Annotated in this window: 7 protein-coding genes; all 7 read right to left on the bottom strand. The window is 70.8% G+C overall.

Features of this window, described 5'->3' with window-relative positions:
• Positions 1-13 precede the first annotated feature (13 nt).
• The 7 genes from GWK61_RS05310 to GWK61_RS05280 are packed head-to-tail and all read right to left on the bottom strand — an operon-like array spanning position 14 to position 24,027.
• Entirely contained in the window at positions 14-802 is a 789-nt protein-coding gene (locus GWK61_RS05310) for a thioesterase II family protein (protein ID WP_194905561.1), read from the bottom strand.
• Positions 802-4,434, bottom strand: a complete 3,633-nt coding sequence (locus GWK61_RS05305) for a thioester reductase domain-containing protein (RefSeq protein ID WP_194905559.1) — start codon at positions 4,432-4,434, stop codon at positions 802-804. Before GWK61_RS05305 ends, GWK61_RS05310 begins: the two co-directional genes overlap by 1 nt.
• Positions 4,431-14,039, bottom strand: a complete 9,609-nt coding sequence (locus GWK61_RS05300) for a non-ribosomal peptide synthetase (RefSeq protein ID WP_194905550.1) — start codon at positions 14,037-14,039, stop codon at positions 4,431-4,433. Before GWK61_RS05300 ends, GWK61_RS05305 begins: the two co-directional genes overlap by 4 nt.
• Positions 14,036-19,252, bottom strand: a complete 5,217-nt coding sequence (locus GWK61_RS05295) for a non-ribosomal peptide synthetase (protein ID WP_194905548.1) — start codon at positions 19,250-19,252, stop codon at positions 14,036-14,038. Before GWK61_RS05295 ends, GWK61_RS05300 begins: the two co-directional genes overlap by 4 nt.
• Positions 19,249-20,247 carry a 3-methyl-L-tyrosine peroxygenase-related protein gene (locus GWK61_RS05290; protein ID WP_194905547.1) on the bottom strand — a complete coding sequence of 333 codons (999 nt, stop codon included), beginning with the start codon at positions 20,245-20,247 and terminating at the stop codon, positions 19,249-19,251. The genes GWK61_RS05295 and GWK61_RS05290 overlap by 4 nt, the downstream gene beginning before the upstream one ends.
• On the bottom strand, positions 20,244-22,556 hold the full coding sequence (locus GWK61_RS05285; RefSeq protein WP_194905545.1) for an amino acid adenylation domain-containing protein: 2,313 nt from the start codon (positions 22,554-22,556) through the stop codon (positions 20,244-20,246). Before GWK61_RS05285 ends, GWK61_RS05290 begins: the two co-directional genes overlap by 4 nt.
• Complete coding sequence (locus GWK61_RS05280; RefSeq protein WP_194905543.1) at positions 22,549-24,027, bottom strand: cupin domain-containing protein; 1,479 nt, start codon at positions 24,025-24,027, stop codon at positions 22,549-22,551. Before GWK61_RS05280 ends, GWK61_RS05285 begins: the two co-directional genes overlap by 8 nt.
• Positions 24,028-24,179 lie beyond the last annotated feature (152 nt).

The following is a 24,179-nucleotide window of genomic DNA, read 5'->3' as shown; positions in this document are numbered from 1 at the left end:
GGTGGTGCCTCCTTCAGATGCGGCCGGCCACGCGGGTGGCCCGGTCGGCCGCGGTCAGGGTGGTCCGAACGGTGCGGAGCACGTTGTGCTCCTGGTCGAACAGGGCGAAGTGGCCGCCGGGCAGGGTGATGCGGGAGAAAGGTCCGGCGGTGTGCCGCCCCCAGGCGATGAGGGCGCCCGGTGGTGCCGCGGGGTCGTGCAGTCCGCCGATCGCCGTGATCGGTGCGTTCACGGCGGCGGCGGGGTCCGGGGTGTGGGCCTCTGCGGCCTCGTAGTCGGCGCGCAGGGCGGGAATGACGAGATCGACGAGGTCGGGATGGGCCAGGACGTCGGGGTCCAGGCCCCCGAGGGTGCCGACGTGGGCGAGGAAGGCCTCCTCATCAAGGTCCGCGACCGGTGGCCCGGCCTGGCCGAAGGGTTCGGCCGCGGAGCCGGAGACGAACACGTGCAGCGGTCGCGCGCCGTCGACTTCGAGCCGCCGGGCGAGTTCGAAGGAGAGCAGGCCGCCGAAGCTGTGGCCGAACAGACCGAAAGGCCGGTCCAGGTGCGGGCCCATCGCATCGGCGAGGGCGTCGACGATGTCTGCGACGCGACGCAGCGGTGGCTCGGCGACGCGACGTTCATGACCGGGCAGGCAGACGCCGATCAGGTCGATGCCGTCGAGGCGGTCGGTCCAGGCCAGGTAGCGAGCCGGTCCGGAGCCTGCGTGCGGAAGGCAGAACAGCCGGATGGGGTCGTCCCCTGCGGATTCGGCCTTGTCTACGGCGCGACGCAGCCAGGGGCTGGTGAGTTCGACGGTCATCACTGCGCCCCGCTCGTGCTCAGTTCGGGCACCATGCCCTGCCGGACCAGGAATGCGACGGTCTTTGCGACGTAGTCGACGTCGATGGCCGGGAACCCGGCGTCGCCGCCGAGGCCGGACAGGCTGTTGCCGATCTCGACGACGTCCGGGTCCCCGTTCATCGGGCCGTCGATGGACAGCAGGGCGGCGAGGCCGTCCAGGCGTCCGGCGGTGCGGCGTGCCAGCTGCACCCGCCACTGCGCGTAGGGCACGGTGTCGAAGCGGTATCCGGTCCGGGTCAGGTATTCGTGGATGGACTTCATGGGCGCGACCTGCGGGTTGTAGAACTGGTGCACCGGGTTGGAGCGCGGTGCGTGCCGGGACAGCCGGACGATCGCGGCGGAGACCAGATCGACGGGCAGCACGTGCAGCGGGATCGGGGTGTCCTCGGGCATCAGGGCCGCGATGAGACTCCCGGCCAGACACAGCGCGAGCTGGTCCCGGACGCCGACCGCACCGGTGCCGGTGGCCCCGGTGATCAGCCACGGCCGGTAGACCCCGACCGGCAGGCCGCGCCGGCCGGCTTCCAAGACAAGGTGTTCGCCGGTCTTCTTGCTGAGCACGTAGCCGTCGGAGGTACCGGCGTCCAGCGGTCCGGGACGCTCGGGCAGGACGTCGCCGACCCGCATGTCGATGGTGGAGACGTAGTGGACCGGCGTCGGCCGCCCGGTGCAGGCCAGCCGCAGGATCTCGGTGGTGCCGACGACGTTGGGGGCACGCAGCACGCGGTAGGGCAGGATGAAATTCATGTGCGCGGCGCAGTGATAGATGATGTCGAGGCGGTCGGCGAGCTCTGCGAAACCGGCCTCGTCCAGTCCGAAGCGCGGCAGCGTGAGGTCGCCCGGCAGGATGGTGAGCTTGGCGGGGTCGACGTCGTCCTGGTCGTAGTCCGCGAGGTTGGCCGCCAGCCGCTCGGCGGGGTTCTCGCCGCGGACCAGGCACACGATCTCGGTGGCGCCGTTGCGCAGCAGCTCGGCGATCATGTGGCCGCCGAGGAAGCCGGTGCCGCCGGTGAGCAGCACGCAGCCGAGGCCGCCATCCGGCGGCGCGGGCCGCGCCGTGCCGGAGGGGACGATGTCGGCAGGCAACTGCTCGTCGTGCAGCGCCATCTCCACGGCGCTGTCCGGCACACCGGGTCCGTCCGGACCTTCGAGAGCTGCAGCGAGTGTGGCGACGGTGGAGTGGGTGAACAGCGTCTTCAGCGGCACCGGCATCCCCACGGCTTCGGGGAGGGCGACGATCAGGCGTGCGGCGGTGAGCGAGGTACCGCCGGCGTCGAAGAAGTCGTCGTGGATACCGATGTCGCGGCGGTCCAGCGCCGTGCCGAAGCAGTCGAGGATCGCCCGCTCCAGGTGGGTGCGAGGGCGAACAGCGCCTTCGTAACCGCTGGTGCGCTGCGCGGTCGCGGCAAGAAGCGCTTCAGGGGTGTCGGGCAACTCGGGCAGGCCGAGGTAGCGGTCCGGGAGGAGCCGGGCGGGGAGTTCGGCGGCGAGATGAGCTGCCAGATCTTCGACCTCGGCCGGAGCGTGCACCGCGACGGTCTCCCCGGCAGCGGTGTACACAGCGGCTGCGGCCGTGACGTCGGGGTGCGCGCGCAGGGCGAATTCGAGCTCTGACAGATCTGGTGGATCGAGGAGTTCGACCGCACCGTTGACGAGGCGCGCCGTGCGGCCGGTGTGAAGGCGGCGCGCGCCGCCGGGAGCAGGCGTGAGGACTTCGGCGGTCTGAGCTGCACCGCCGAGGTGGTACAGCGGTTCGGCCGTGCCGGAGATCCACAGTTCGCCGCGCGCGCCGGGCAGGGCCGGGACCCCTGTGAAGTCGATGAGGCCGATCGTGGGGACATCCCCAGTCAGGGCACGCAGAGGAAAAACCAAGTCACGGCTGATCTGAGCCGGTGCCAGCGGATAAGACCTCTGGGACAGTGCCGGAAGGGCTGCCAGGTCTTCGCGGTCTGTGAGGAGAACCGCCACTGTGTTGAGGTGCCGATTCACATAGGCAGGTGGAGCGGTGGGATCCAGCTCAAGGAACGGGGTGCCCACAAGGCGGGCCAACGTACGAGCCGATTCGCGCACGGCATCGTCGCGGATACATATGCCCACCGTGGCGGATCGGTCGGCCAACGCCGCAGCGTCACCAGCAGCAAGGACGTCGGTGGCACGACTCGTCCCAAGAACCTCTGCGGCGATTCGCCGTACCTCGTCGGCGCCGATCTCGTCGGCGGCCTCCAGACCTGCGCCGATCGGCAGGTCCGATATGCGGATGTCGAGGCTCTCACTCATCGCCGTCAGCACCGCGACGACGTCTTCGAGGATCCCCTCCGCCGTCGCCGACTCGAACAAGGCGGTCGCGTAGACCAGGTTCAGCCGGAAGCCCTCGGCCGCCAGTTGCGCGTCCAGCGTCAGGTCGTAGCTCGCCACACCGCTGGCCACTGGCGCCGGGGCCAGCGTCACACCTTCGACTTCGACGTCCCCGGACAGGCCGTCCTGCACCGCCAGCAGCACCTGCGCCAGCGGCGCGCGACCGAGGTCGCGCGGCGGGTCGAGTTCCGTCACCAGGTGCTCGAACGGCAGGTCCTGGTGCGCGTAGCCGTCCAGGCAGGTGCGGCGGACGCGGGCCAGCAGCTCGCGCACGGTCGGATCGCCGGCTACGTCGGCGGGCAGTGCCAGCATGTTGATGAAACAGCCGAGCAGCTCGGCGGTCTCGGGACGGGTGCGGCCCGAGACCGGTGTCCCGACCAGGAACGCCGGCTGGCCCGAGCGGCGGGCGAGCACGGATTGGTAGGCGGCTAGCAGCAGCATGAACGGCGTGGCGCCCTCAGCCCGTGCGGCGTCGACCAGTGCCGCCGCCAGGTCCGGTCCGAGTTCGCGGGACGTCATCGCGCCGCCGAAGTCCTGCTCGGCCGGTCGCGGACGGTCCGTCGGCAGGTCCAGCACGCGCGGGACGCCGGCCAGCGCCCGCTTCCAGTAGGCGAGCTGTTCGTCCAGGCCGCTCTCGGCCAGCGTCTCGCGCTGCCAGACAGCGAAGTCCGCGTACTGGATCGGCAGCTCGGGCAGCTCCGGCGGCTCACCGCGCAGCTCGGCCCGGTAGAGCTCAGCCAGGTCCCGGATCAGCAGGTCGGCCGACCAGCCGTCACAGACCGTGTGGTGCAGCACGATCAGCAGCAACCCCTCCTTGGCGGCGATCCGCACCAGCGCGGCGCGCATCATCGGACCCTGTCGGAGATCGAACGACGAGTGTGCCTGCCGCACAGCGATCGCCTCGGCCGCGGCGCGGGCCTGCCCGCCAGGAAGACCACTGACATCCACGATTCGCAGCACGGTCCCGGCATCCGGTGCGATGATCTGGACCGGTGCCGTCCCGTCGTGGTCGAACCGGGTTCTCAGTACCTCGTGCCGGTCGGCCAACGCAGTGAGCGCGCGGTCCAGCGCGGCAGGATCGAGCCGGCCCCGGACCTGTAGCGCAGCCGTGATGGTGAACGCGGCGCTGCCGGGGTCGAGCTGTTCCAGGAACCAGATCCGCTCTTGGGCGAAGGACAGCGGGAACACGTCCTGCACGGCGGGATCGAAAACAGCTGAGCCTTGCAACGTGGTCATGACAGCCTTCTCCCGGGTTGAGCGGAATCTGTGGACTGAGATGCCGGGGCTGGCGCTGAGCTGCGGGCTCGCCGCGCTTGCCGGGTGATGGCGGTGGTCTGGCCGGCCTCGCGCAGCAGGCGTGCGATCCCGGCGACAGTGGGCTCCACGAACACGTCGCGCAGCCGCAGCTCGACGGTGAAACGTTCGCGCAGCTGAGCCGCGATGCGTGCGGCCTGGAGGGAGTTGCCGCCCAGCATGAAGAAGTCGTCGTCGACTCCGACCGTGCCGGTGCCGAGGGTCTCGGCCCAGACTTCGGCGACGGCTGACTCGAAGGCGTCGCGCGGCGCGGTCGCCGGACCAGTCCGCGGCCGGGCTGCGGGTTCGGACAGTGCGGCGCGGTCCACCTTGGCGTTGTCGCCGAGCGGCATCGCCGTCAGGACCATGATGTCGGCGGGCACCATGTAGTCCGGCAGGCGACCGCGCAGGCGGCGTCGCAGATCCTCGGGGTCCAGGCTCTCCCCCGGCGCGGGCACCGCGTAGCCGATGAGGCGTGCGTCGGCACCACGACCGCGCAGCACCGCCGCGGCCTGGCGGACGTCCGGCTCGGCGGCGAGTGCGGCTTCAATCTCGCCGAGCTCGACCCGGAAGCCGCGAATCTTGATCTGGTTGTCGGCGCGCCCCCGGAACTCCAGCAGGCCGTCGGGGCCGTGCCGGACCACGTCGCCGGTGCGGTACAGGCGCGCGCCCTTACGACCGGACAGCATGTCCGGGACGAACGCTGCGGCGGTTTCCGCAGCGCGGCCCAGGTAGCCACGGCCGAGGGACACGCCGCCGACGTGCAGCTCGCCCCAAACGCCGGGCGGGACCGGACGGCCGTGGCGGTCCAGGACGTAGAGCTCCACCAACGGCATCGGCACGCCGAGCGGGACCCGGCTGCGGGACTGGGCCCGCTTGCAGGTCCAGCCGGTGACGGCGATCGCGGTCTCGGTCGGTCCGTACATGTGCAGCAGGTCGGCCGAGCCGTGGCCGAAGAAGGCCTCCTGGGTGGCGACCGGCAACGTCTCGGCACCGCACATGACGTAGCGGAGCGAGTCCGGGAACGTGGTGCCGGCGGCGTCCAGGGCCTCCAGCGCGAGTTCGAGCATGGAGGGCACGAAGTGGGTGATGGTGATCCCGGCGTCCTCGATCTGCTCGACCAGGTATTCGGGGTCGCGCTGGCTGCCGGGCTTGGCCAGGACGAGTTCGGCGCCGGACAGCAGCGGCCAGAACACCTCCTTGACCGCGACGTCGAAGGTGGTGGTGGTCTTGTGCAGCATCCGGTCGGAGCCGTCCAGCGGCCAGTCCTGCTGCATCCACAGGAGGTTGTTGCTGATGGCACGGTGCTCGATCTGCACGCCCTTGGGCCTGCCGGTGGATCCGGAGGTGTAGACGACATAAGCGAGGTTCCCCGGCGTGACAGCCACTGACACCGGCCCGGTGTCCTCGGCCAGCCACTCGGGACCGTCGACATGCACGCGTCCGGGCTCAGGAGGCAGAACACTGTCACCGGCGGCATCGGTCACGACCAGACGTGCTCCGGCATCGGCCAGGATGTCGGCCAGCCGGGCGGGTGGCAGGGCCGGGTCGAGCGGCAGGAATCCGGCGCCGGCCTTGAGGACCGCGTACTGTGCCACGACCGCGTCGATGCCGCGTGGCAGCGCGACACCGACGACGTCATCGGGCTGGACTCCCCGCTTGACGAGGTGGTGCGCGAGTCGATTCGCGCGGGTATCCAGCTCTGCGTAGGTCAGGCTCGGACGGGGCCGGCCGCGCTCGGCGGACATGGAGACGGCCACCGCGTCAGGGGTCTTGGACGCTTGCGCTTCGACGAGGGTGTGCAGACACACCAGAGGGTCGTAGTCGGCGGGAACCTGGTTGAAGTCGCGCAGCCAGGTCTGCCTTTCGTCGGTGCTCAGGGCACTGATGTCGGACAGCGGCCGGTCGGGGGCGTCGGCGAAGTCCTGCAGGATCCGCAGGAAGTGCTCGGCGAACCGGGCCATCAGCGGTTCCTGATAGACGTCGGTGTCGAACTCCAGACCACCGCCGATGCCGTCGGCGGTGTCGATCAGGTTCAGCACCACGTCGAACTTGGCGGTGCGGTTCGGCACGGCGACCGGATCGACCCGCATGCCGGGTAGCTCCGGCAGAGCTCCGGCAGCGTTGTTCAACGCGATCATCACCTGGAACAGCGGACTGCGCGCCGGATCCCGCTGCGGCGCCATCGCCTCCACCAGCGTCTCGAACGCCACGTCGGGGGCGGCGTAGGCGTCGAGGCAGGCCTGGCGGACGCGGGCCAGCAGCTCGCGGACGGTCGGATCGCCGGAGGTGTCGGCACGCAGCACCAGGGTCTCGGCGAAAAGCCCGACGACGTCAGCGGCGCCGGAAGCGGTCCGGTTGGCCGCCGGAGTCCCGATGAGCAAATCCTCCTGGCCGCTGAACCTGGTCAGCGCGGCGGCGAAGGCGGCCAGCAACACCATGAACTCGGTGCCACCGGCCTCCCGTGCCAGAGCCCTGATCCGCCCGGTCAGGCCGGGGCCGACTTCCAGGGGCAGGGTGCGGCCGTGGTGCCGGCGCTCGGGAGGCCGGGGTCGGTCGGCGGGCAGTTCGAGGGTATGCGGGGCACCGGCCAGTTCCTCGCGGCGGCGGGTCAGCTGACCTGCGGAGCGCGAGGCACGGCCGCGTTGCCAGGCGGCGTAGTCGGTGTGCCGGAGCGTGGGTTCGGGCAGTTCGGCGCCGCTGTACGCGGCGGCGAGGTCGCGAGCCAATACCGAGACCGACCAGCCGTCGGCGACGATGTGGTGCAGCAGGAGCACCAGGATGTGTTCGTGCTCTGAGAGACGGATCAGCGTCGCGCGGAACGGCGATTCGCCGTCGGCCAAGCGGAACGGCCGGGTCGCCTCGACTTCGACGAGCCAGGTCGCGAAGCGCGCGGGGTCCGGGACGTCTGTGAGATCGATCAGCTTCAGGTCGGCTTCGGCAGCCGGAAGAGGACGCTGAGCCGCATGGCCGTTGACGTCTTCGAACACCGTCCGCAGCGCGGGATGCCGAGCCGAGAGCGTGTCGAGCGCTCGGCGCAGCGTGGGTACGTCAAGCGGTCCGGTCAGACGGGCCGCGATCGGGACGTTGTAGGCCGGGGACTCGGGCGCGTACTCGGCGAGGAACCACAGACGTTCCTGAGCGGAGGAGAGCGGGAACGGGCCGTCGCCGGACAGGACCGGGATCGGGTCGGCCGGACCGGCCGTTCGGGCCCGGGCCCAGTCGGCGAGCGCCGTCGGCGTCGGATGTTCGAACACGGCCAATACCGGGATCTCGATGCCGAGGGCGGTGGACAGTCGCGTCGAGGCGCGCGCGGCGTCCAGCGAGTGGCCTCCGGCGGCGAAGAAGTCGTCCACGGCCGCCAGCGGGCGCCCGAGGATGTCGGACCAGATCTGGACCACGACGGCTTCCAGGCCGTCGCGCGGTCCCAGGTCCGGGCCCGCTGTCACGTGCCGGATCGCCAGGGCGGCCAGCACGGCACGGTCGAGTTTTCCGTGCGGCGTCAGGGGAAGCTCGGCGAGAGGAAGCAGCAGGTCGGGGATCAGATAGGCGGGTAGCAAGGTGCTCAGGTGGACCTTCAACGCTGCCGGAACAGGGCCCTGATGGGCTGCCGGGTCGGACACGTAGTAGCCGACGAGCCGGCCGTCGCGGGCGATCACCGCTGCCGCTGAGACGGCAGGATGCGTGATGAGGGCGGCCTCGGCCTCGCCGGGTTCGACACGGTGACCACGAATCTTCAGCTGGGCGTCGGCGCGGCCGAGGTGGGTCAGGCGGCCGGTGTGGTCGTAGCGACCCACGTCGCCGGTGCGGTACCAGCGTCCGCCGCCGTCTGCGGGAACGAAGCGTTCCGCGGTGGCCGCCGGGCGGCCGGCGTAGCCGAGTGCCACGCCGGCGCCGGAGATCCAGATCTCGCCCGCCGCGCCGATCGGGACGGCGGCGCCGGTGGCGGTCGCCAGTGTGAGCGCTGTGCCGGGGACAGGCCTGCCGATCCCGATGCGGTCGGGGTCGTCGATGTGCGCGACGGTTGACCAGACGGTGGTCTCGGTGGGGCCGTAGAGGTTCCAGAGTTCGGCGCCGTACTTCAGCAGCTCCGAGGCGAGGCTGGTCGGCAACGCCTCGCCTCCGCACAGCGCGCGGAAGCCCGGTCCCGGCCGCCACCCCGCGTCCAGGAGCAGGCGCCAGGTAGCCGGGGTGCCCTGGAGTACGTCGCAGTCGGCGGCCTCCAGCAGCCGGGCGAGCGCGACGCCGTCGTGGGTGGTGGCCGTATCGGCGAGGGTGACGCAGGCGCCGGAGACCAGCGGGCCGAACACTTCCAGGGCCGCGATGTCGAAGGTGAACGGGGTCACCGCGACCAGACGGCTGCGAGCGGACAGGCCCGGCTCGTGGCCGGTCAGCGCCGCGAGGAACGCGGTCAGCGCCGAGTGCGGGACCGTCACGCCCTTGGGCTCGCCGGTGCTGCCGGAGGTGAACAGGATGTAGGCGGGGCTGTTCGTCGGACTCGCAGCGCGTACGTCGGTATCGACAGCGGCGGTGAGGGATCCGGCGTCCAGAGGCAGTACCGGTGTGAACGTGATGCGGTCGGCCGACTCCGCGTCCGCCAGGACCGCGGCGACGTCGGCGATCTCCGCCATCCGCTGCAACCGGGCCGCAGGCGCGGCCGGGTCCAGCGGCACATACGCCGCCCCGGCGAGCCACGTTCCCAGCAGCGCCGCGACCGTGGCGGGTGTGCGGCCGGCGCAGATCCCGACCGTCGTGCCCGACACCACGCCCGCCGACCGCAGCCGCTCGGCAACAGCCGCAGTGCTCTGCCACAGCTGCCCGTAGCTCCACACCGAGCCGTCCTCGGCTGCGATCGCGGCACGCCCCGGCTCGGAGGCGGCCCGGCGCGCGACTGTGGTGAGCACCGATTCGCCGGTCCACGGTTCGGATCCGTCGCCCCAGCGGCTCAGTTGCTGCTCGTCGGCGGCAGTGAGAACGGTCTCCAGGACGACGTCCGGATCGGCGGTCATCGCCTCCAGGAGAGCGAGGAAGTGCTCAAGCATTCCGGACACGGTCTGCCGGTCGTACAGCGCCGTGTCGTATTCACAGAAGCCGCCGATCCCGCCGATCCCACGGCGACCAGCGCCACCAGCGATACCTTCACCGCGATCGCCGTCACCGCGACGACCGCCTTCCCCGTCATCGCGGCCACGGCCGCCATCGCCACCACGGTCATCGTCGTCTTCTCCTCGGTCGTCGCCGTCGGTGAGCCACAGCGCCAGGTCGAACCGTGCGACCGGCAGTTCGGCGGCCAGCGGCCGCACCCGCAGCCCCGGCAGCTCCAGCCGCAGCGGGGCGGTGTTGTTCAGCGCGAGCATCGCCTGCACGACGGGGTTGCGGGACAGGTCACGCTCCGGCGCCAGCGTCTCGACGAGCTTTTCGAACGGCAGGTCTTGGTGCGCGAACGCCGCCAGGCAGTTCCGCCGCATCCGGGCCAGCAGCTGCCGGGCCGTCGGCGTGCCGGACAAGTCGGCACGCAGCACCACGGTGTTGGCGAAGCTCCCCACGGTGCGCTCGACATCCGGATGCGGGCGGCCGGCGACCGGCGTACCGAACAGCACCTCGTGCTGTCCGCTATAGGCAGACAGCATCGCGCCGAAGGCGGCCGACAGCACCATGAACTCCGTGCAGCTTGCCGAGGAAGCCAGAGTCCTGACTCGTTCGGCGAGGTCGTCGGAGACGGCGAACGGCACCGAACCGCCGTCGAACCGCTGGCGCGGTGGGCGCGCACGATCCGTCGGCAGTTCCAGAGCGAGCGGTGCACCGTCGAGCTCGGAGCGCCAGAAATCGGTGAGCGAGTCCAGCGTGTCCCCGGTCAGCTGGGTGCGCTGCCAGTGCGCGAAGTCCCCGTACTGGACGACGGGCCCTGCCAGATCCCGACCGACGTAGGCCGTTCCGATCTCCTCGGCAAGGATCGCGGCAGACCAGCCGTCCGCAGCGATGTGGTGGACCACGATCGAGAACACGTACTCCTGGACGTCGACCTGGATCAGCAGCGCTCGGACCGGGACCTCGCGGGTCAGGTCGAACGGCCGGCGGGCGGCATCGAGCAGAAGCTGTTCGGCCGGCGACGGGTCACCGGCAGCATCTACGTACTGCATCGCGACCGGTTCGACGGGCTTCTGGAAGAGCTCCGCGTCCCGCTCCTCAACGATCGAACGCAGGGCTTCGTGGCGCGTGACGACCGTGCGCCACGCGGCGGCCAGCCGCTCGGCGTCCAACGGCCCGGTGATCCGTACCGAGAGCGGGAGATGGTAGGCCGGGGAATCAGGCTCCAGACGCGACAGGAACCACAGGCGTTCCTGGGCATACGACAACGGCGCCGGACGCGGTCCCGGTTCGATGGCGCCGGTCACCGGACTGGAATCGGCGTCGGCCACGGCCTGCGCCAGCGCGGCGAGCGTCGACCGGCTGAACACCTGGACCAGGCCGAGAGCCACACCGAGCCGGGCAGCCAGCCGCGAGACCAGGCGCGAGGCCAGCAGGGAGTGCCCGCCGAGATCGAAGAAGTCGTCGTCAGGACCGATCGCGTCGGCGTCCACGCCGAGCAGCTCGGCCCAGATCTGGGCCAGCGCGTCCTCGGTCGCGGTACGCGACCGGCTCCGACCACCGGCGTACTCGGCCCACTGCGGAGCGGGCAGCCGAGCCGGATCGACCTTGCCGTTGCGGGTCAGCGGGATGGAGCCGACAGTCGTCAGCGAGGCCGGGACCAGGTAGTCCGGCAGGACCGTGGTCAGCCACGACCGCAGTTCCACAACCTCGGTGGCATCGTTGACGACCACGTACGCGGCCAGCCGGTAGTCCGTGACCGACAGCCGATGCACGACGACGGCGGCCGCCACGACGTCGGGATGCCTGGTCAACACAGACTCGACCTCCCCGGGCTCGACCCGATGGCCGCGGATCTTGGCCTGCGCGTCGCCGCGACCTCGGAACAGCAGGGTGCCGTCACCGAGCCGACGCGCCAGATCCCCGGTCCGGTACCAGCGGCTGCCGTCCGGGCCGGGCACGAAACGCTCGGCTGTCAGCGCGGCCTGGCCGGTGTAGCCGCGGGCCAGGCCCGGGCCGCCGATCCAGAGCTCTCCGACGGCACCGGGCGGCACCTGCCGGCCGTCGGCATCGCACAGGAGCACGCGGCTGCCGTTGACGGCGCGGCCGATCGGGATACTCGGCAGACCGTCGAATTCGTCGGCATCGCCGGTCACCGCGCAGGCTGTCACGCAGGTGGTAGCTTCGGCCGGGCCGTATCCGTTGATGACGGTGAGACCGGGTGCGGCGCTGAGGGCTCGTCGCACATGCGGCACCGACAACGCCTCGCCGCCGATGAACACCGTCCGCAACCCGCGCAGCGCCGCCGGGTCCTCGTCGACGATCGCGTGGAACAGGGCCGTCGCCATGACGACAGCGGTGACACCATTCTCTTGGATGGCGGCGCCGATGGCTCCGGCGGTGAAAGCCAGCTCGGGATGGACTACTCCGCGCGCGCCGTGGAGCAAGGTGCCCCAGATTTCCCAGGTGGCAGCGTCGAAGGACACTGAGGACAGCCACAACAGGGTTCGCTGTGAGCCGAGACCGCTGTAATCGCCAGGCCGGACGAGGTCGATGACGCCCCGCTGGGTCAGCGCGACGGCCTTGGGGCGCCCGGTGGAGCCCGAGGTGAAAATCTGGGCCGCGAGCATGTCCGGGTGCAGGGCCGTACCAAGGGCGGTATCGGGCTGCTCGGCCCAGGAGTCGCGCTCGTCGATGAACAGCATGTCGGTCACGGCCAGGGAATCAGGGCACGATGACGTGGAGATCGTGTGGGCTATTCCGGCGTCCGCGAGCATGCCGTCCAGGCGCTCGCGTGGATAGCCGGCGTCCAACGGCACGTACTGCCCGCCGGCCTTCACTACCGCCAGGCACGCGACCGCGAAGTCGACCGAGCGCGGCAGGCACACACCGACCGGGGTCTCCATCCCGACTCCCCGCCCGCGCAGCTCACGGGAGATCTGGTTGGTGAGGCGGTCGAGGTCCCGATAGGTGAGGGCGCGGTCGCCGTCGACGATCGCTGCGGCGTCCGGGTGGGCGGCGACCGCCGCAGTGAACAAATCGACGATCGTCTCGGCCGTCTCCGGCTGCGCGGCGGCTTCGTCCATGGCCGGATCCGACGTCACCGGCAGGTCGCCGATCGGCCGCGCCGGGTCGGCGATCGCGGCGGCGAGGAGAGTCGCGAAGCAGTCGGCCAGCGAGCCGACGGTGGCGGCGTCGAGCAGATCGGCCCGGTACTCCCACGCGATGCGCAACGCTTCGCCGTCGTCCTCGATCAGGCAGCCGAGGTCGAATTTGGCGTCGGTCGCATCGATCGGCAGCGCTTCGGCGCGAAGTCCGGCGAACAGCTCGGCGATATCGAGGCGGGGCTGCACAGTGAGCCCGATGTCGAACAGCGGAGCTCGGCCCGCCAGGCGGTGCGCGCCGGACTCCGCGATGATCCGCTCCAGCGGAGCGGCCTGATGGGTCAGGGCTTCGCGGCTGCGGTCACTGAGCTGCCCGAGCAGCGACGAGAAGCCGGTGGCGGCATCGCATGTCGCGCGCAACGGCAGAGTATTGACGAAGCAGCCGACCAGGCCGGCGGTCTCCGGCCGGATGCGTCCGGAGACGGGGACCCCGATGATCAAGTCTCGGGCGCCGGTGTACCGCTTCAGCGTCGCGGCCAGTCCGGCATGCAGGACGGCGAACATCGTCGTCCGGTTGTCTCGGGCCAGGCCCCGCAGCCGCTGCGCGAGTGGCGCCGGAATCACCGTGTGGCAGGTCGCAGCCAGTCCGGCCTCACTCGCCGGCCAGGGCCGGTCCGAGGGAAGGTCAAGCGGTTCAGGCGCATCAGCGAGAGCGCCCCGCCAGTATTCGGTAGCCGCGTCGGCCTGAGCACGAGCGTCGGCGCTGGCCTCCCACACGGCGTAGTCACCGCATTGGATGGGGAGTGCGGCGAAGGCGGACGGCTCGCCCTCCCGCTCAGCGCGATAGGCCGCAGCCAGATCGGTGAGCAGGATCGGCAATGACCACGCGTCGGCCGCGATATGGTGCACGGCGACCAGCAGCAGGTGTTCGTCCGACTCGGTCGGCCACAGGATCGCGCGCGCCAGCGGTCCGGCGTCCAGGTCGAAGGGTTCTGTGACAGCCGCTTGCAGCGCGTCCAGCGGCTCGACGCCGTTGGGCTCGCGGATCTCCAACTGGAGGCTCGGCTCAGCGTGAACCTGCTGGACCGGAACACCGTCGATGGCGGGAAACGTGGTGCGCAGGGCCTCGTGCCGGGCGGCCACGACGGTGAGAGCACGCTGAAGTGCGGGCACATCCAGCTCGCCGCACAGACGTAGGGCCGCCGGCATGGTGTAGCGCGAGCTGCGCGGGGCCATCTGGTGAAGCAGCCATATACGGCGCTGGGCGGCGGTCGTCGGGAACGTCGTGACGCCGCGCTCGGCGTCGGCGTGAAGGCGCTCGGCCAGCTCGCGCCGGGGCGCTGACAGGTCGGTCATGCTCCACTCACCTCGTCGGTTAGCAGGCCAGTCAGCAACTGGACGATGTCGTCGGGAAGCCCTGCGACGCGCGCGGCCAGGTCGGCGGGATCGTCATGCGATCGGGGCAGGGCGGTGATCGGCGCGAACGGCGTCGCGGTCGCGGCCAGGGCTTCGCTGAGCCCTGCGACGGTCGGGTGGCTGAACAGCGCGACCACGGGCACGTCCAGACCGAGCGCGCCGCCGATCTGCAGGGCGGCCTGCGCAGCGAGCAGCGAGTGTCCGCCCAGGTCGAAGAAGTCGTCGTGGCGTCCGATGCGGCGCCCGCCGAGGAGCTTGCCGATGATGTCGGCGACGGTGCGCTCGCGGTCGTCGGCCGGCGGTTCGAAGGCCGAGGCGCGGACGGCTTCCGGGAGCGGGAGGGCGCGACGGTCGAGTTTGCCGTTGACGGTGACCGGCCAGGCGTCGAGGACGACGACGGCTGAGGGGACCATCGGGGCAGGAAGCACGGCCCGCAGACGTGCTCGAAGTTCTGCGGGGTTCGGGGCGGCGAGCGCGTCGGTACCGGCCCGCACCCCGTTCCTCGACGTGGCGGCATGCTCGGGCGTGGCCGCCACCACGTAGCCGATGAGCACCGGCTGCCCGCCGATCTGCCGCACCACTGCCAGCGCCGAGGCCACTCCCGGCTGCCTGGTCAGCGCGGCTTGCACCTCACCGAGCTCGATCCGCACTCCGCGCAGCTTGACCTGCTGGTCGCGGCGTCCCAGGAACCTGAGATAGCCGTCGGGACGGTAGCGGACGATGTCGCCGGTGCGGTACATCCGCGCGCCGGACTGATCCGCGAACGGATCGGGCACGAACGCCTCTGCGGTCGCTCCGGGTCGCCCAAGGTAACCGCGAGCCAGACCGACACCGCCGATGAACAGCTCCCCCGGCACGCTGAGCGGCACCGAACGGCCTGAGGCGTCCAGCACCCGGGCTGGGCAGTTCTGCACCGCGCGGCCGATCGGCACCATGCCAGAGCCGGTGCCGTCCGGGTCGAGGTGGTGGAAGGTCGCGAAGATGGTGGCCTCGGTGGGACCGTACCCGTTGACCACTGAAAGCCCTGGTCGTCCGGCGGCGATACGGCGCAGCAACGGTTCCGGAGTGGGCTCGACACTCACGATGAGCCGCCGCAGTGTCAGGCGCGAGATCCGCTCCTCCAGCGCGGCAAGCGCGAAGGGCGGGACGTAGGCGTGGGTGATGCCGCGCTCAGCGAGCCAGTCCACGTAACCAGCGGCGTGCGGCCGGACCTCAGCAGGCACCACATCGGCGGTGGCGCCGGCCCTCAGGGCTCCGAAGATCTCGAACACGGAGACGTCGAAGCCGCCGCTGGTCCACCACGCGCAGACGTCTCCGGCCTCGCACGCCAACTCGTCGAGAAGGTTGACGACTCCGGCGTGGGTGACGCAGACGCCCTTTGGTTCGCCGGTGGACCCCGAGGTGTACATGACGTAGGCGGCGTTGTCCGGGTGTCCCGTGTTGGGTGGTGCCTCCAGACCGACCGCCGGTTCAGCCGGATCCATCACCGGCGTCGCGCCTCCTGTGGCACGCGCCAATTCAGCGGCGTGTGCCTCGGACCCGATGAGAAGGCTGATGCCGGCGTCCTCGGCCAAGGCGACCAGGCGCGCAGTGGGATGGTCTGTGTCCAGTGGCACATAAGCCGCGCCGGTCTTCAGGACCGCGAGAGCCGCGGCGGTGAACTCGGCGGAGCGATCGGCCACGAGACCGACACGGTCCTCGGGACCGATGCCGAGCTGGTGCAACCGGTTGGCTAGGGAATCGCTCCAGCGCTTCAGCCGGGCATAGGAGATATCGCGCTCGCCGTCCCGGATCGCGATGGCGTGCGGAGTCCGATCCGCGTGTCGATCGACGGCCTCTTGAATCAGTTCATCGGGCACTGACACGCGCGGAGAGTTCCAGTCGGCCTGTTCGGCCGGGGAGCGGAGGTCGATCCGTTCCGCCGTGACCTCCGGATCGGCAACGGCAGCCGCAAGGAGCGTCGTGAAGTGATCCGAGAACCGGACAGCAGTGTCCGCGTCCCAGAGCGCGGTGTCGTACGTCAGCCCGCATCGCATCGTCTCGGCGGTTCTGACGATCTCCAGCGAGAGATCGAGCTGAGCCCCGGTGGTCGCGACCGGCAGCGACGTGAGCCGGAGGTCACCGATCTCGGCGGAGCCGGCTTCGAGAAGGAACGCGGCCAGTGCATCGCCGGCCGGTGCTTGCTGGAGCGCGAAGAGTGTCTGGAACAGCGGGCTGCGACCGGGGTCGCGATCCGGATGGGCTATCTCTACCAGGCGCGGCAGCGGAATCCGCTGGCCGGCCAGTGCCTCGCGCAGCCGGGAGGCGACGTGGCGAATCGTTTCGAGGAACGTGGCGCCGGAGGTGAGTCCGCACCGCACCGGCACGACGTTGACGGCGAGGCCGAGCACGTCGGCGGTGTCCGCGGTCAGCCGTCCCGGTGCCGGCGCGCCGACGACGAGGTCGGAGGCGCCGGTGTAGGCGTGCAGCAGCCAGGCATACGCGGTGAGCAGGACGGCGTACGGCGACACCCGCTCGGCTGCGGCGAGCGCTTCGACAGCCCGAGCGGTCTCCGACGGCAGGTCGAAGTGATGGCGGGCTCCGCGGAAGCTCTGCACGGCGGGACGCGGCCGGTCGGTGGGGAGGTCGAGCGATTCAGGCAGGTCGGCGAGGCGGTCGCGCCAGCGGTCGAGTGCTTGGCGCGCTTCGGGGGTCGCGAGATAGGTGCGCTCGCTGTGGACGGCGGCGGCCATGGTCGGATCAGCCACCGCGGGCGCCGAACCGTTCGAGGGCCGCGAGGTGCCGAGCAGTTCGCGGACAAGCGCCGTCAGCGACCACAGGTCCGCGGTGATGTGGTGGACCGCGAGCGCCAGGATGTGGCGCTCGTCGTCGAGCTGCCAGTGCCGGATCCGCCACAGCGGCCCGGATTCCAGGTCGAAGGGTTCGTCGATCAGACCTTGGATCGCCGTGTCCACATCGGCGTCGAAAGCGATCGATGCCCAGTCGACAGAGGGCTCCCCCACGATCCGGTATGGCTCGCCGTCGCGAAGGCCGAAGCGTGTGCGCAGTGCGGCGTGGCGGCCGACCACACTGTTCAGGGCCTCGCCGAAACGGGTCGCGCTGAAGGGCCCTGCGATCTCGACAGCGTGGCCGAGGTGGTAGGCGGTGGAATCCGGCGCCAGGCGGTGCAGGAACCACATCGCGCGTTCGCCCTCGGTCAGGGCATCGGTCGGCTCAACGGTCTGCCCGGCCGTGATGGCGATCGCCGACCCGGCCAACGTGCGCAAATCAGCGCCCGACATCAGTTCCGGCAGACTCAGCCGCAGACCAGCCGCCTCCGCCAGCACCGCCAGCTCGGCGGCCTTCACCGACTCCAGCCCGAACGCCGCCAGCGACACATCGGAGCCCAACTCCTCCTTCGCGACCCCGAGCACTTCTGCCGCCAGCTCCCGCAGCACATCGTCAGTTGCCGAGCTGATGTCGCCTGGCTCCGGCTCCGCGCCGTCGTCGAACAGCACTGACAGCTCCCCCGCCGCCAAGGCCCGCCGGCACTCGGAGCGCCGCACCTTCCCGCTCGACGTCTTCGGCAGACCGCCCTTGCCCAGCAGGACGACCCGGCTGACGGCCACGCCCTGCTCTCCCAGTACCGCAGTCCGCACAGCCGCCGCGATCTCGGCGAGCGGCAACGGCTTCGGCCCCTGTACCTCATGCACGACGGCCAGTTGCTCTTCGGCGCCAGCCTCGACAGCGATCGCGGCGCCGCAACCGGGACGCAGCGCCGAATGTGCACGTCCAGCGGCTAGCTCGACATCGTCCGGAGCAACGTTGCGCCCGCGAACGATGATCAGGTCCTTGCGACGTCCGGTGACGTACAGCCCGCCCGCGTGCAGGAACCCGAGGTCTCCGGTGCGAACCCGGCCGTCGGCGAACACCTCGGCGTCACGGCCGCCCCAGTACCCGGCCGCAACCGACGGGCCCGAGACGATGATTTCGCCGACCGTCCCCTCCGCAACCGGCGAGCCGCTCTCCGGATCGATGACCGCGACCGTCGCGTCGGCCGGCGGCGTCCCGCAGGACACCATCAACCGACCGGCTCCGCCTGCCTCGACCGGAACCGCGCGACCCGTCGCCAACTCGTCGGTGGCGAACGCCGTCACCTCGGGATCGGCCTCGAAGTGCACACCGGTCACCATGAGCGTGGCCTCGGCCAGTCCGTAGCACGGGAAGTACGCCCGACGCCGGAATCCCGCAGGCCCGAATGCCTCCGCGAACGCGTCCAGCGTCGCCGGACGCACCTGCTCCGCCCCGGTGAAAGCCACCGTCCACCGACTCAGGTCCAGCGATTCGCGCTGGGCCGACGTCGTCTTGCGCACCGCGAGGTCGTAGGCGAAGTTCGGGCCGCCGCTGGTGGTCGCGCCGTAGTCGGAGACAGCCCGCAGCCAACGCAGCGGGTCGCGCAGGAAGCTCAGCGGCGACATCAGCGTCACCGGGAACCCGGCGAACACCGGCTGCAGGATCCCGCCGATCAGTCCCATGTCATGGTACGGCGGCAGCCAGATCACGCCGCGGCTGGACTCGCTGTGGCCGAAGCGATCGCGGATGAAGCCCGAGTTGTGCATCAGGTTGGCGTGGGTGACCACCACGCCCTTTGGCTGCCCGGTGGAGCCTGACGTGTACTGCAAGAACGCGATCCGCTCCGAGTTGTGCCGCACCCGCGACGGGTCGTCAACGGTCGCCACGGTGTCGGTGGCGAGCCACGACGCCTGCACGCCGGTCTCGCGCAGCACTGGTTCGAGCAGGTCGCGAGCGAGATCCAGGAACGCCGCCTCGGTCAGCACCGCGGCCGGTGTGGCATCGGCGGCGATGCCGGTGAGGCGGGCCGCCTGGCGGGCGTCCAGCGGCGGATAGGCCGGCACCGCGATGACGCCGGCATACAGGCAGCCGAAGAACCCCGCGACGTACTCGGGCCCCGGCGGATACAGCAACAAGGCGCGGTCGCCAACACTGCACGTATCGGCGAGCACAGCGGCAACAGCCCGGGCGCGGGCGTCCAGTTCGGCATACGTCAGCTCGACCGCGTTGCCGTCGTCGCCCAGGAAGGTCAGGGCTTCCCGGTCCGGTTGCTCGGCGCCGCGGCGGATGAGGACTTCGGCAAGGCTTTCGGGAGTCGTCATAAGGACCTCAGGGTGTTGAGGCGGGAGCGTTCCAGTTGTTCCAGGACTCCGACCGCCTTGGCCGAGCTGTCCGTGCTCATGCGCAGGCTGACCACGTGTTCGCCGTCGAACTTCGCGCAGACCTGCTTGTGGGCGTCGTAGGTGCCCTCGACGGCCGTGATGAACGCCTCGCGGCGCGGGACCAGCCGGTCCTGCAGCGTCGGGAAGACCTCGCGCAGTTCCCGGAAGCGGCGGATGAGCAGGTCATGGTCCTCGGACATGACACCGGACAGGCCCACCGGCAGATACGGCGGTGCCATGGCCGGGCGGACGGCGCCGCCGTAGTGCTGGGGCTGGAAGTCGGAGGCGAAGCACATCGCGTCACCGGAGGCGGTCATGACGACGGTCGCGAACGCCAGCGCCTCGTCGGCCTCCTCGGTCTGCCCGTCGTTCACCGCGGCCTGGAAGCAGCCCAGGCCCAGCACGATGGCCTGGATCAGCGGGAAGAAGACATGGTGTCCGCTGCGCCATCGCCGGTGCGGGTCCAGCGCCACGGTGCCGGTCGGCACCACGGCGGGCTGCGGTTCGCCGATTGGCAACCCGAGTAGATAGGCGATGGTCGCTTCGACACCGTGCCGCAGCCGGCCCCATTGCGCGTCGTCCAGCGTCGTGCCGCAGCGTGCTGCTTCGCGCAGCATGGTGCGGTAGCCGACGAGAACGCAGTGTGCGAGGAGTTCGGTCGTGGCATCGGTGGCGCGGAACACTCCGAAGAAGCCGTCATGGATGGCGAAGAGCCGTTCCTTGCGCGGCAGGCCGTCGGAGAACGCCGATCGGTCGATCTTGATCCCGGCCGGACGGATCGGGATCCGCTCCAATCGGGCAAGCAGTTCGACGTCGCTCAACGCCCGCGTGGCGACCAGCGGGCCGAGCTCGGCGACTGCGTCGGTGACCGGCCCCGATCGCAGGGAGGCGACGTCACCGGGCAGGTACACGGGACGCAGCATCACGAGTTTCACGAGGCGGTCTCCGGGACGGGATCCGGCAGCCCGGTGCGGTCGAGCTTGCCGTTGGCGTGACGGGGCAGCGCCGCGAGCCGCACGATCCGGGACGGCAGGAACGAGGTCGGCAGCCGAGGAGCCAGGTGCGCGCGGACGGCGACGTCGGAAAGCTGGGCACCAGGGGCCAGGCTGAGGTAGGCCACCAGCACCGGCTCGCCGGCGACGGTCCGCAACGCGGCCGCCGCCTCGACCACCTCGGGATGGGCCCGCAACGCGGCCTCGACCTCGCCGAGCTCGACCCGGTGGCCTCGGACCTTGACCTGGGAGTCGGCTCGACCGTGGAACTCCAGCAGCCCGGCATCCGTGCGACGCACCAGATCGCCGGTGCGGTACATCCGCGCGCCGAAGGCCGAGGGGTCCGGGTCAGGCAGGAAGCGTTCGGCGGTCAGGCCGGGGCGGAGCTGGTAGCCCCGGGCGACGTTGCCGCCGCCGAGGTAGAGCTCTGCGATCCCGTCTGCGACCGGGACCAGGTCGTCGTCCAGCACGTGGGCCCTGGTGCAGGCGATGGGACGGCCGATCGGCACGCGGTCGCCCGGCAGGTCCCGGTCCTCGCGCAGCAGGTGGGTCGCGGCCCAGACGGCGACCTCGGTCGGCCCGTAGTTGTTCTCCAGCAGGCAGTCCGGCAACAGCGCGCGGTGACGGGCCACCAGGGCCGGAGGAAGTACCTCGCCGCCGACGATCGCGCAACGCAGGCTTGCCAGCGGCGTCGGATCGGCACCGAGGATCAGATCGTAGAGCGCGGGTGTGCAGTCGGTATGCGTGGCGCCGTAGAGCTGGATCAGCTCCCTGAGCCGTCCCGGGTCGCGATGGTCGCCGTCCTGCGGGATGATCAGCGTCCCACCGCTGGTGAGCGTCCACCACAGGCCGACGCCGGAGGCGTCGAACGAGAACGAGATCGGCAGCAGGAACGCCTCGGGCCAGGGCCGGTCGGGCACCTGCTGGGCCAGGGTCGCCAGAGCGAGCTGGCGCTGGGTGACCATGACGCCCTTGGGGACACCCGTCGAGCCGGAGGTGTAGAGCACGTAAGCGAGATTCTCCGAGGTCGCGGCTGCGGCCGGCGGCTCTTCCGAAAGAGGTCCGGCACCGTCGGCGGCGACCAGACGTCGCGGACCGACGGGCACCTGGCCGAACAGCCGCCCCGAGGCCACCACCACGTCCACGCCCGACTCGTCGAACATCAGAGCCCTGCGCTCCTCGGGGAGCGCGGGGTCGACGGGGACGTAGGCGGCTCCGGCCTTGAGTACACCGAGCAGCGCCACGACGGTGTCGGCGCTCCGGTCGGCGATGACGCCCACGCGGTGCTCGGGGCCGACGCCTTCGGCGATCAGGCTGTGCGCGAGGCGGTTGGCACGCCGGTCGAGCGTGCGGTAGTCGAGGACGACGTCGCCGGCGATGACGGCGACCGCCGTCGGGGCCTTCGCCGCCTGCTGCTCGAACAGTTTGTGGACGAAGCCGTGGAGGTCGTCGACCGCCGGCTCGTCGGCGACGGTGGCCGCAGCCGTCTCGGGCAAGCCGTGGTTCAGCGGGCAGGCCTCGTACATCGTCCCGCCGTCGCCATCGGTGATGTAGTACTGCTTCCACTCGAAGTTCGACGGGTCGCCGTAGTCGCCCATGAACGGGTGCGGCTGCACGGTGTCCCAGGTCGCCAGACGCTCGCGGATCCGTCGCCGCGCGACGATCCCGGCCGGGCTCCCGCCTTCGATCCCCGCGAACACGTTGCGCGGCTGGAACAGCATCACCAGGCCCGGCCCGAGGTTGCGGCTGCGCCGGGCGACGTGCGTCGGGGTCGCGGCGAAGACGAACATCGGCACACCGTGGAAGGAGAACTCCCAGCGGTTGTGCTCCGGCACGGTCGGGATCTCGTCCGGCCACGGCCGGTCGTCGAGGTCGCTCAGGCCACGCAGCGCGGTCCAGAACCGGCGGCCGTGGGCCGCGTGGTCGGCGTCGGGCTCGGGGGCGAAGAACGCTGACAGCGCCATGCGCCGATGCGCGAACGGCCGGGTGGCGTCCAGGAACGCGGCGAGGTCGTCACGCAACACGGACAGGTCGCCGTCGGCGCCGATCCACGTGCCGAACAGCTCGCCGAGGTGCAGTGCGTTGCGGCCGAAGTGGCAGGGATACTCGTCGTGACCGACGTCGGCGCGGAAGACCTCCAGCGCCGGAGCCAGCCACTGCGGGGCGTCCTGCGGCAGCTCGGAGAGGTCGGTGCGGAACAGCCGCTTGCCCGAGATCTCCGGCAGCAGCGCGCCTGCGGTCGGCTCAGCCATAGCGGCGGTCCAGGTCGGCGTTGATGACCGGCTGGTGATAGACGCACTCGCCGGACAGCACGACCGAGCCGTGCAGGCGGTGCTTGGGGATGAAGAGCTTGTCGCCGGGGCCGAACTTGTGGGTGCCGGAGAAGCAGTTCCAGAACTCCATCGCGCCGCTCTCGATGACCAGCAGCCGGTCGTCGTCGTGGACGTGGGTGGTGGAGCACTCCGCCGAGGACTCGACGAAGGTGTCCAGGGCGACCGGGATGTGGTGCTCGTCGATGGCCGCCTGCAACCGCTCGGCCTTGGCCCGGTAGGCCGGTGAGCTGTCGATCCACCGGAGCTGGATGGCCATGTCGTCGTGGTGGACGTCCAGGAGCACCGCGTATTCGCGCGCACCGCGGTCGAAAGCGGCCAGGGCCTGCGGCCCGAAGCGGTGTGCCAGCGGCTCCAGGACGGTGCGGGTGATCTCCTCGAGGGCCGCGGCGGTCTCGGCCTCGGTGCTCGGGGCGCTACGGGTCAGCGCGGCCTCGGTGGACGCGGTGTCGGCGGGCCCGGCCAACTCGGCCAGGCGGGCACCGTGGCCGCCGATCAACGCCAGCGAGTCCAGGGTCCGCACGCACATGGCGCCGAGGAATTCGAAGACCCGGCCGTGGTCGCGCGCTGTGGCGTTCAAGTAGTTCATCGCGGCCAGGGTCGACGGCAGGTAGTACTGGTAGTAGCGATGCGGTCGGACGCCGAAGCCGCAAGCTTCCATGACGGTGTTCAGGACGTCGTCGATCGGGTGGGTCTCGCGGCGTCCGTTCGTCAGAGCGGCGAGCCCGTCGCCGCCACCGGTGCCGTCGGCGGCCGGGATCATCAGCGGGCTGACCCGAAGCGGCGCGTTGATGGTACCGGCCAGCAGCTGGACGGCGGTCATCTTCGCCGCCTCGGCAGCGGCACCGGCTTCGGCGACCAGGCCGAGGACTTCCGCGGCGGCCCGGCCACGCTGCTCGGCGATGGCCGTGAGCAGGCTCCGCAGGCCCGCGACGTCCGGAACGGGGGCGTCGGCGGTCTGCTCGGCGACCGCGTCGTGGACGAATCCGAACACATGCTCCTCGAGCAGCGGTCGCACCAACTCGCCGAGGACCCGGTTGCGTGCGCCGTAGAAGAGCCGGTACTCCTCCCAGCGCTCAGGCGTCATCTTCTCGGCGAACATCGGCTTGGCGGTGTCGTGGATGTTCAGCAGCATGCGGTGGCCGATCAGGGCGGACAGCTGCGAGGAGTTCGCACGGCCGAACGGGCGGTCGTAACGCAGGAAGCTGAGATCTTCGGGGCGCACCGGCCGGCGGTAGGGGTCGTCGTCGATCTCCAACTCCTCGAAGCGCGCGCTGCGGAACAGCGGGTTGGCGCAGTAGACGCTCAGGTAGTCGGCGAGCTCGGCTGCGGAGAACTCGGCGGGGAGCTCTGCGGAGTATTCGCCGGGCTTCATCTTGGGAATCAGGGTCATGATGTTCCCCTCGCCATATCTGCGGACGGTTCCTCGATCACAGCCCGGCGGCCCCTCACCCCCGGCATGACAGCATGTTCACCAGCGGTTATGGCGATCAGCAAGGATTTGCCCACTAGTGGCCAACATCGGTGGACTGGCGGTGATTGGCG

It is taken from the genome of Catenulispora rubra (genome assembly GCF_015356825.1).
Taxonomy (GTDB): Bacteria; Actinomycetota; Actinomycetes; order Streptomycetales; family Catenulisporaceae; genus Catenulispora; species Catenulispora rubra.
The sequence above is the reverse complement of the archived record's forward strand: the minus strand, read 5'-3'. Positions and strand labels throughout refer to the sequence as shown.

What these genes read in the sequence shown, in the direction of transcription:
- GWK61_RS05310 (WP_194905561.1), bottom strand. Translation starts at nt 802, where the DNA reads ATGACCGTCGAACTCACCAGCCCCTGGCTGCGTCGCGCCGTAGACAAG.
- GWK61_RS05305 (WP_194905559.1), bottom strand. Translation starts at nt 4,434, where the DNA reads ATGACCACGTTGCAAGGCTCAGCTGTTTTCGATCCCGCCGTGCAGGAC.
- GWK61_RS05300 (WP_194905550.1), bottom strand. Translation starts at nt 14,039, where the DNA reads ATGACCGACCTGTCAGCGCCCCGGCGCGAGCTGGCCGAGCGCCTTCAC.
- GWK61_RS05295 (WP_194905548.1), bottom strand. Translation starts at nt 19,252, where the DNA reads ATGACGACTCCCGAAAGCCTTGCCGAAGTCCTCATCCGCCGCGGCGCC.
- GWK61_RS05285 (WP_194905545.1), bottom strand. Translation starts at nt 22,556, where the DNA reads ATGGCTGAGCCGACCGCAGGCGCGCTGCTGCCGGAGATCTCGGGCAAG.
- GWK61_RS05280 (WP_194905543.1), bottom strand. Translation starts at nt 24,027, where the DNA reads ATGACCCTGATTCCCAAGATGAAGCCCGGCGAATACTCCGCAGAGCTC.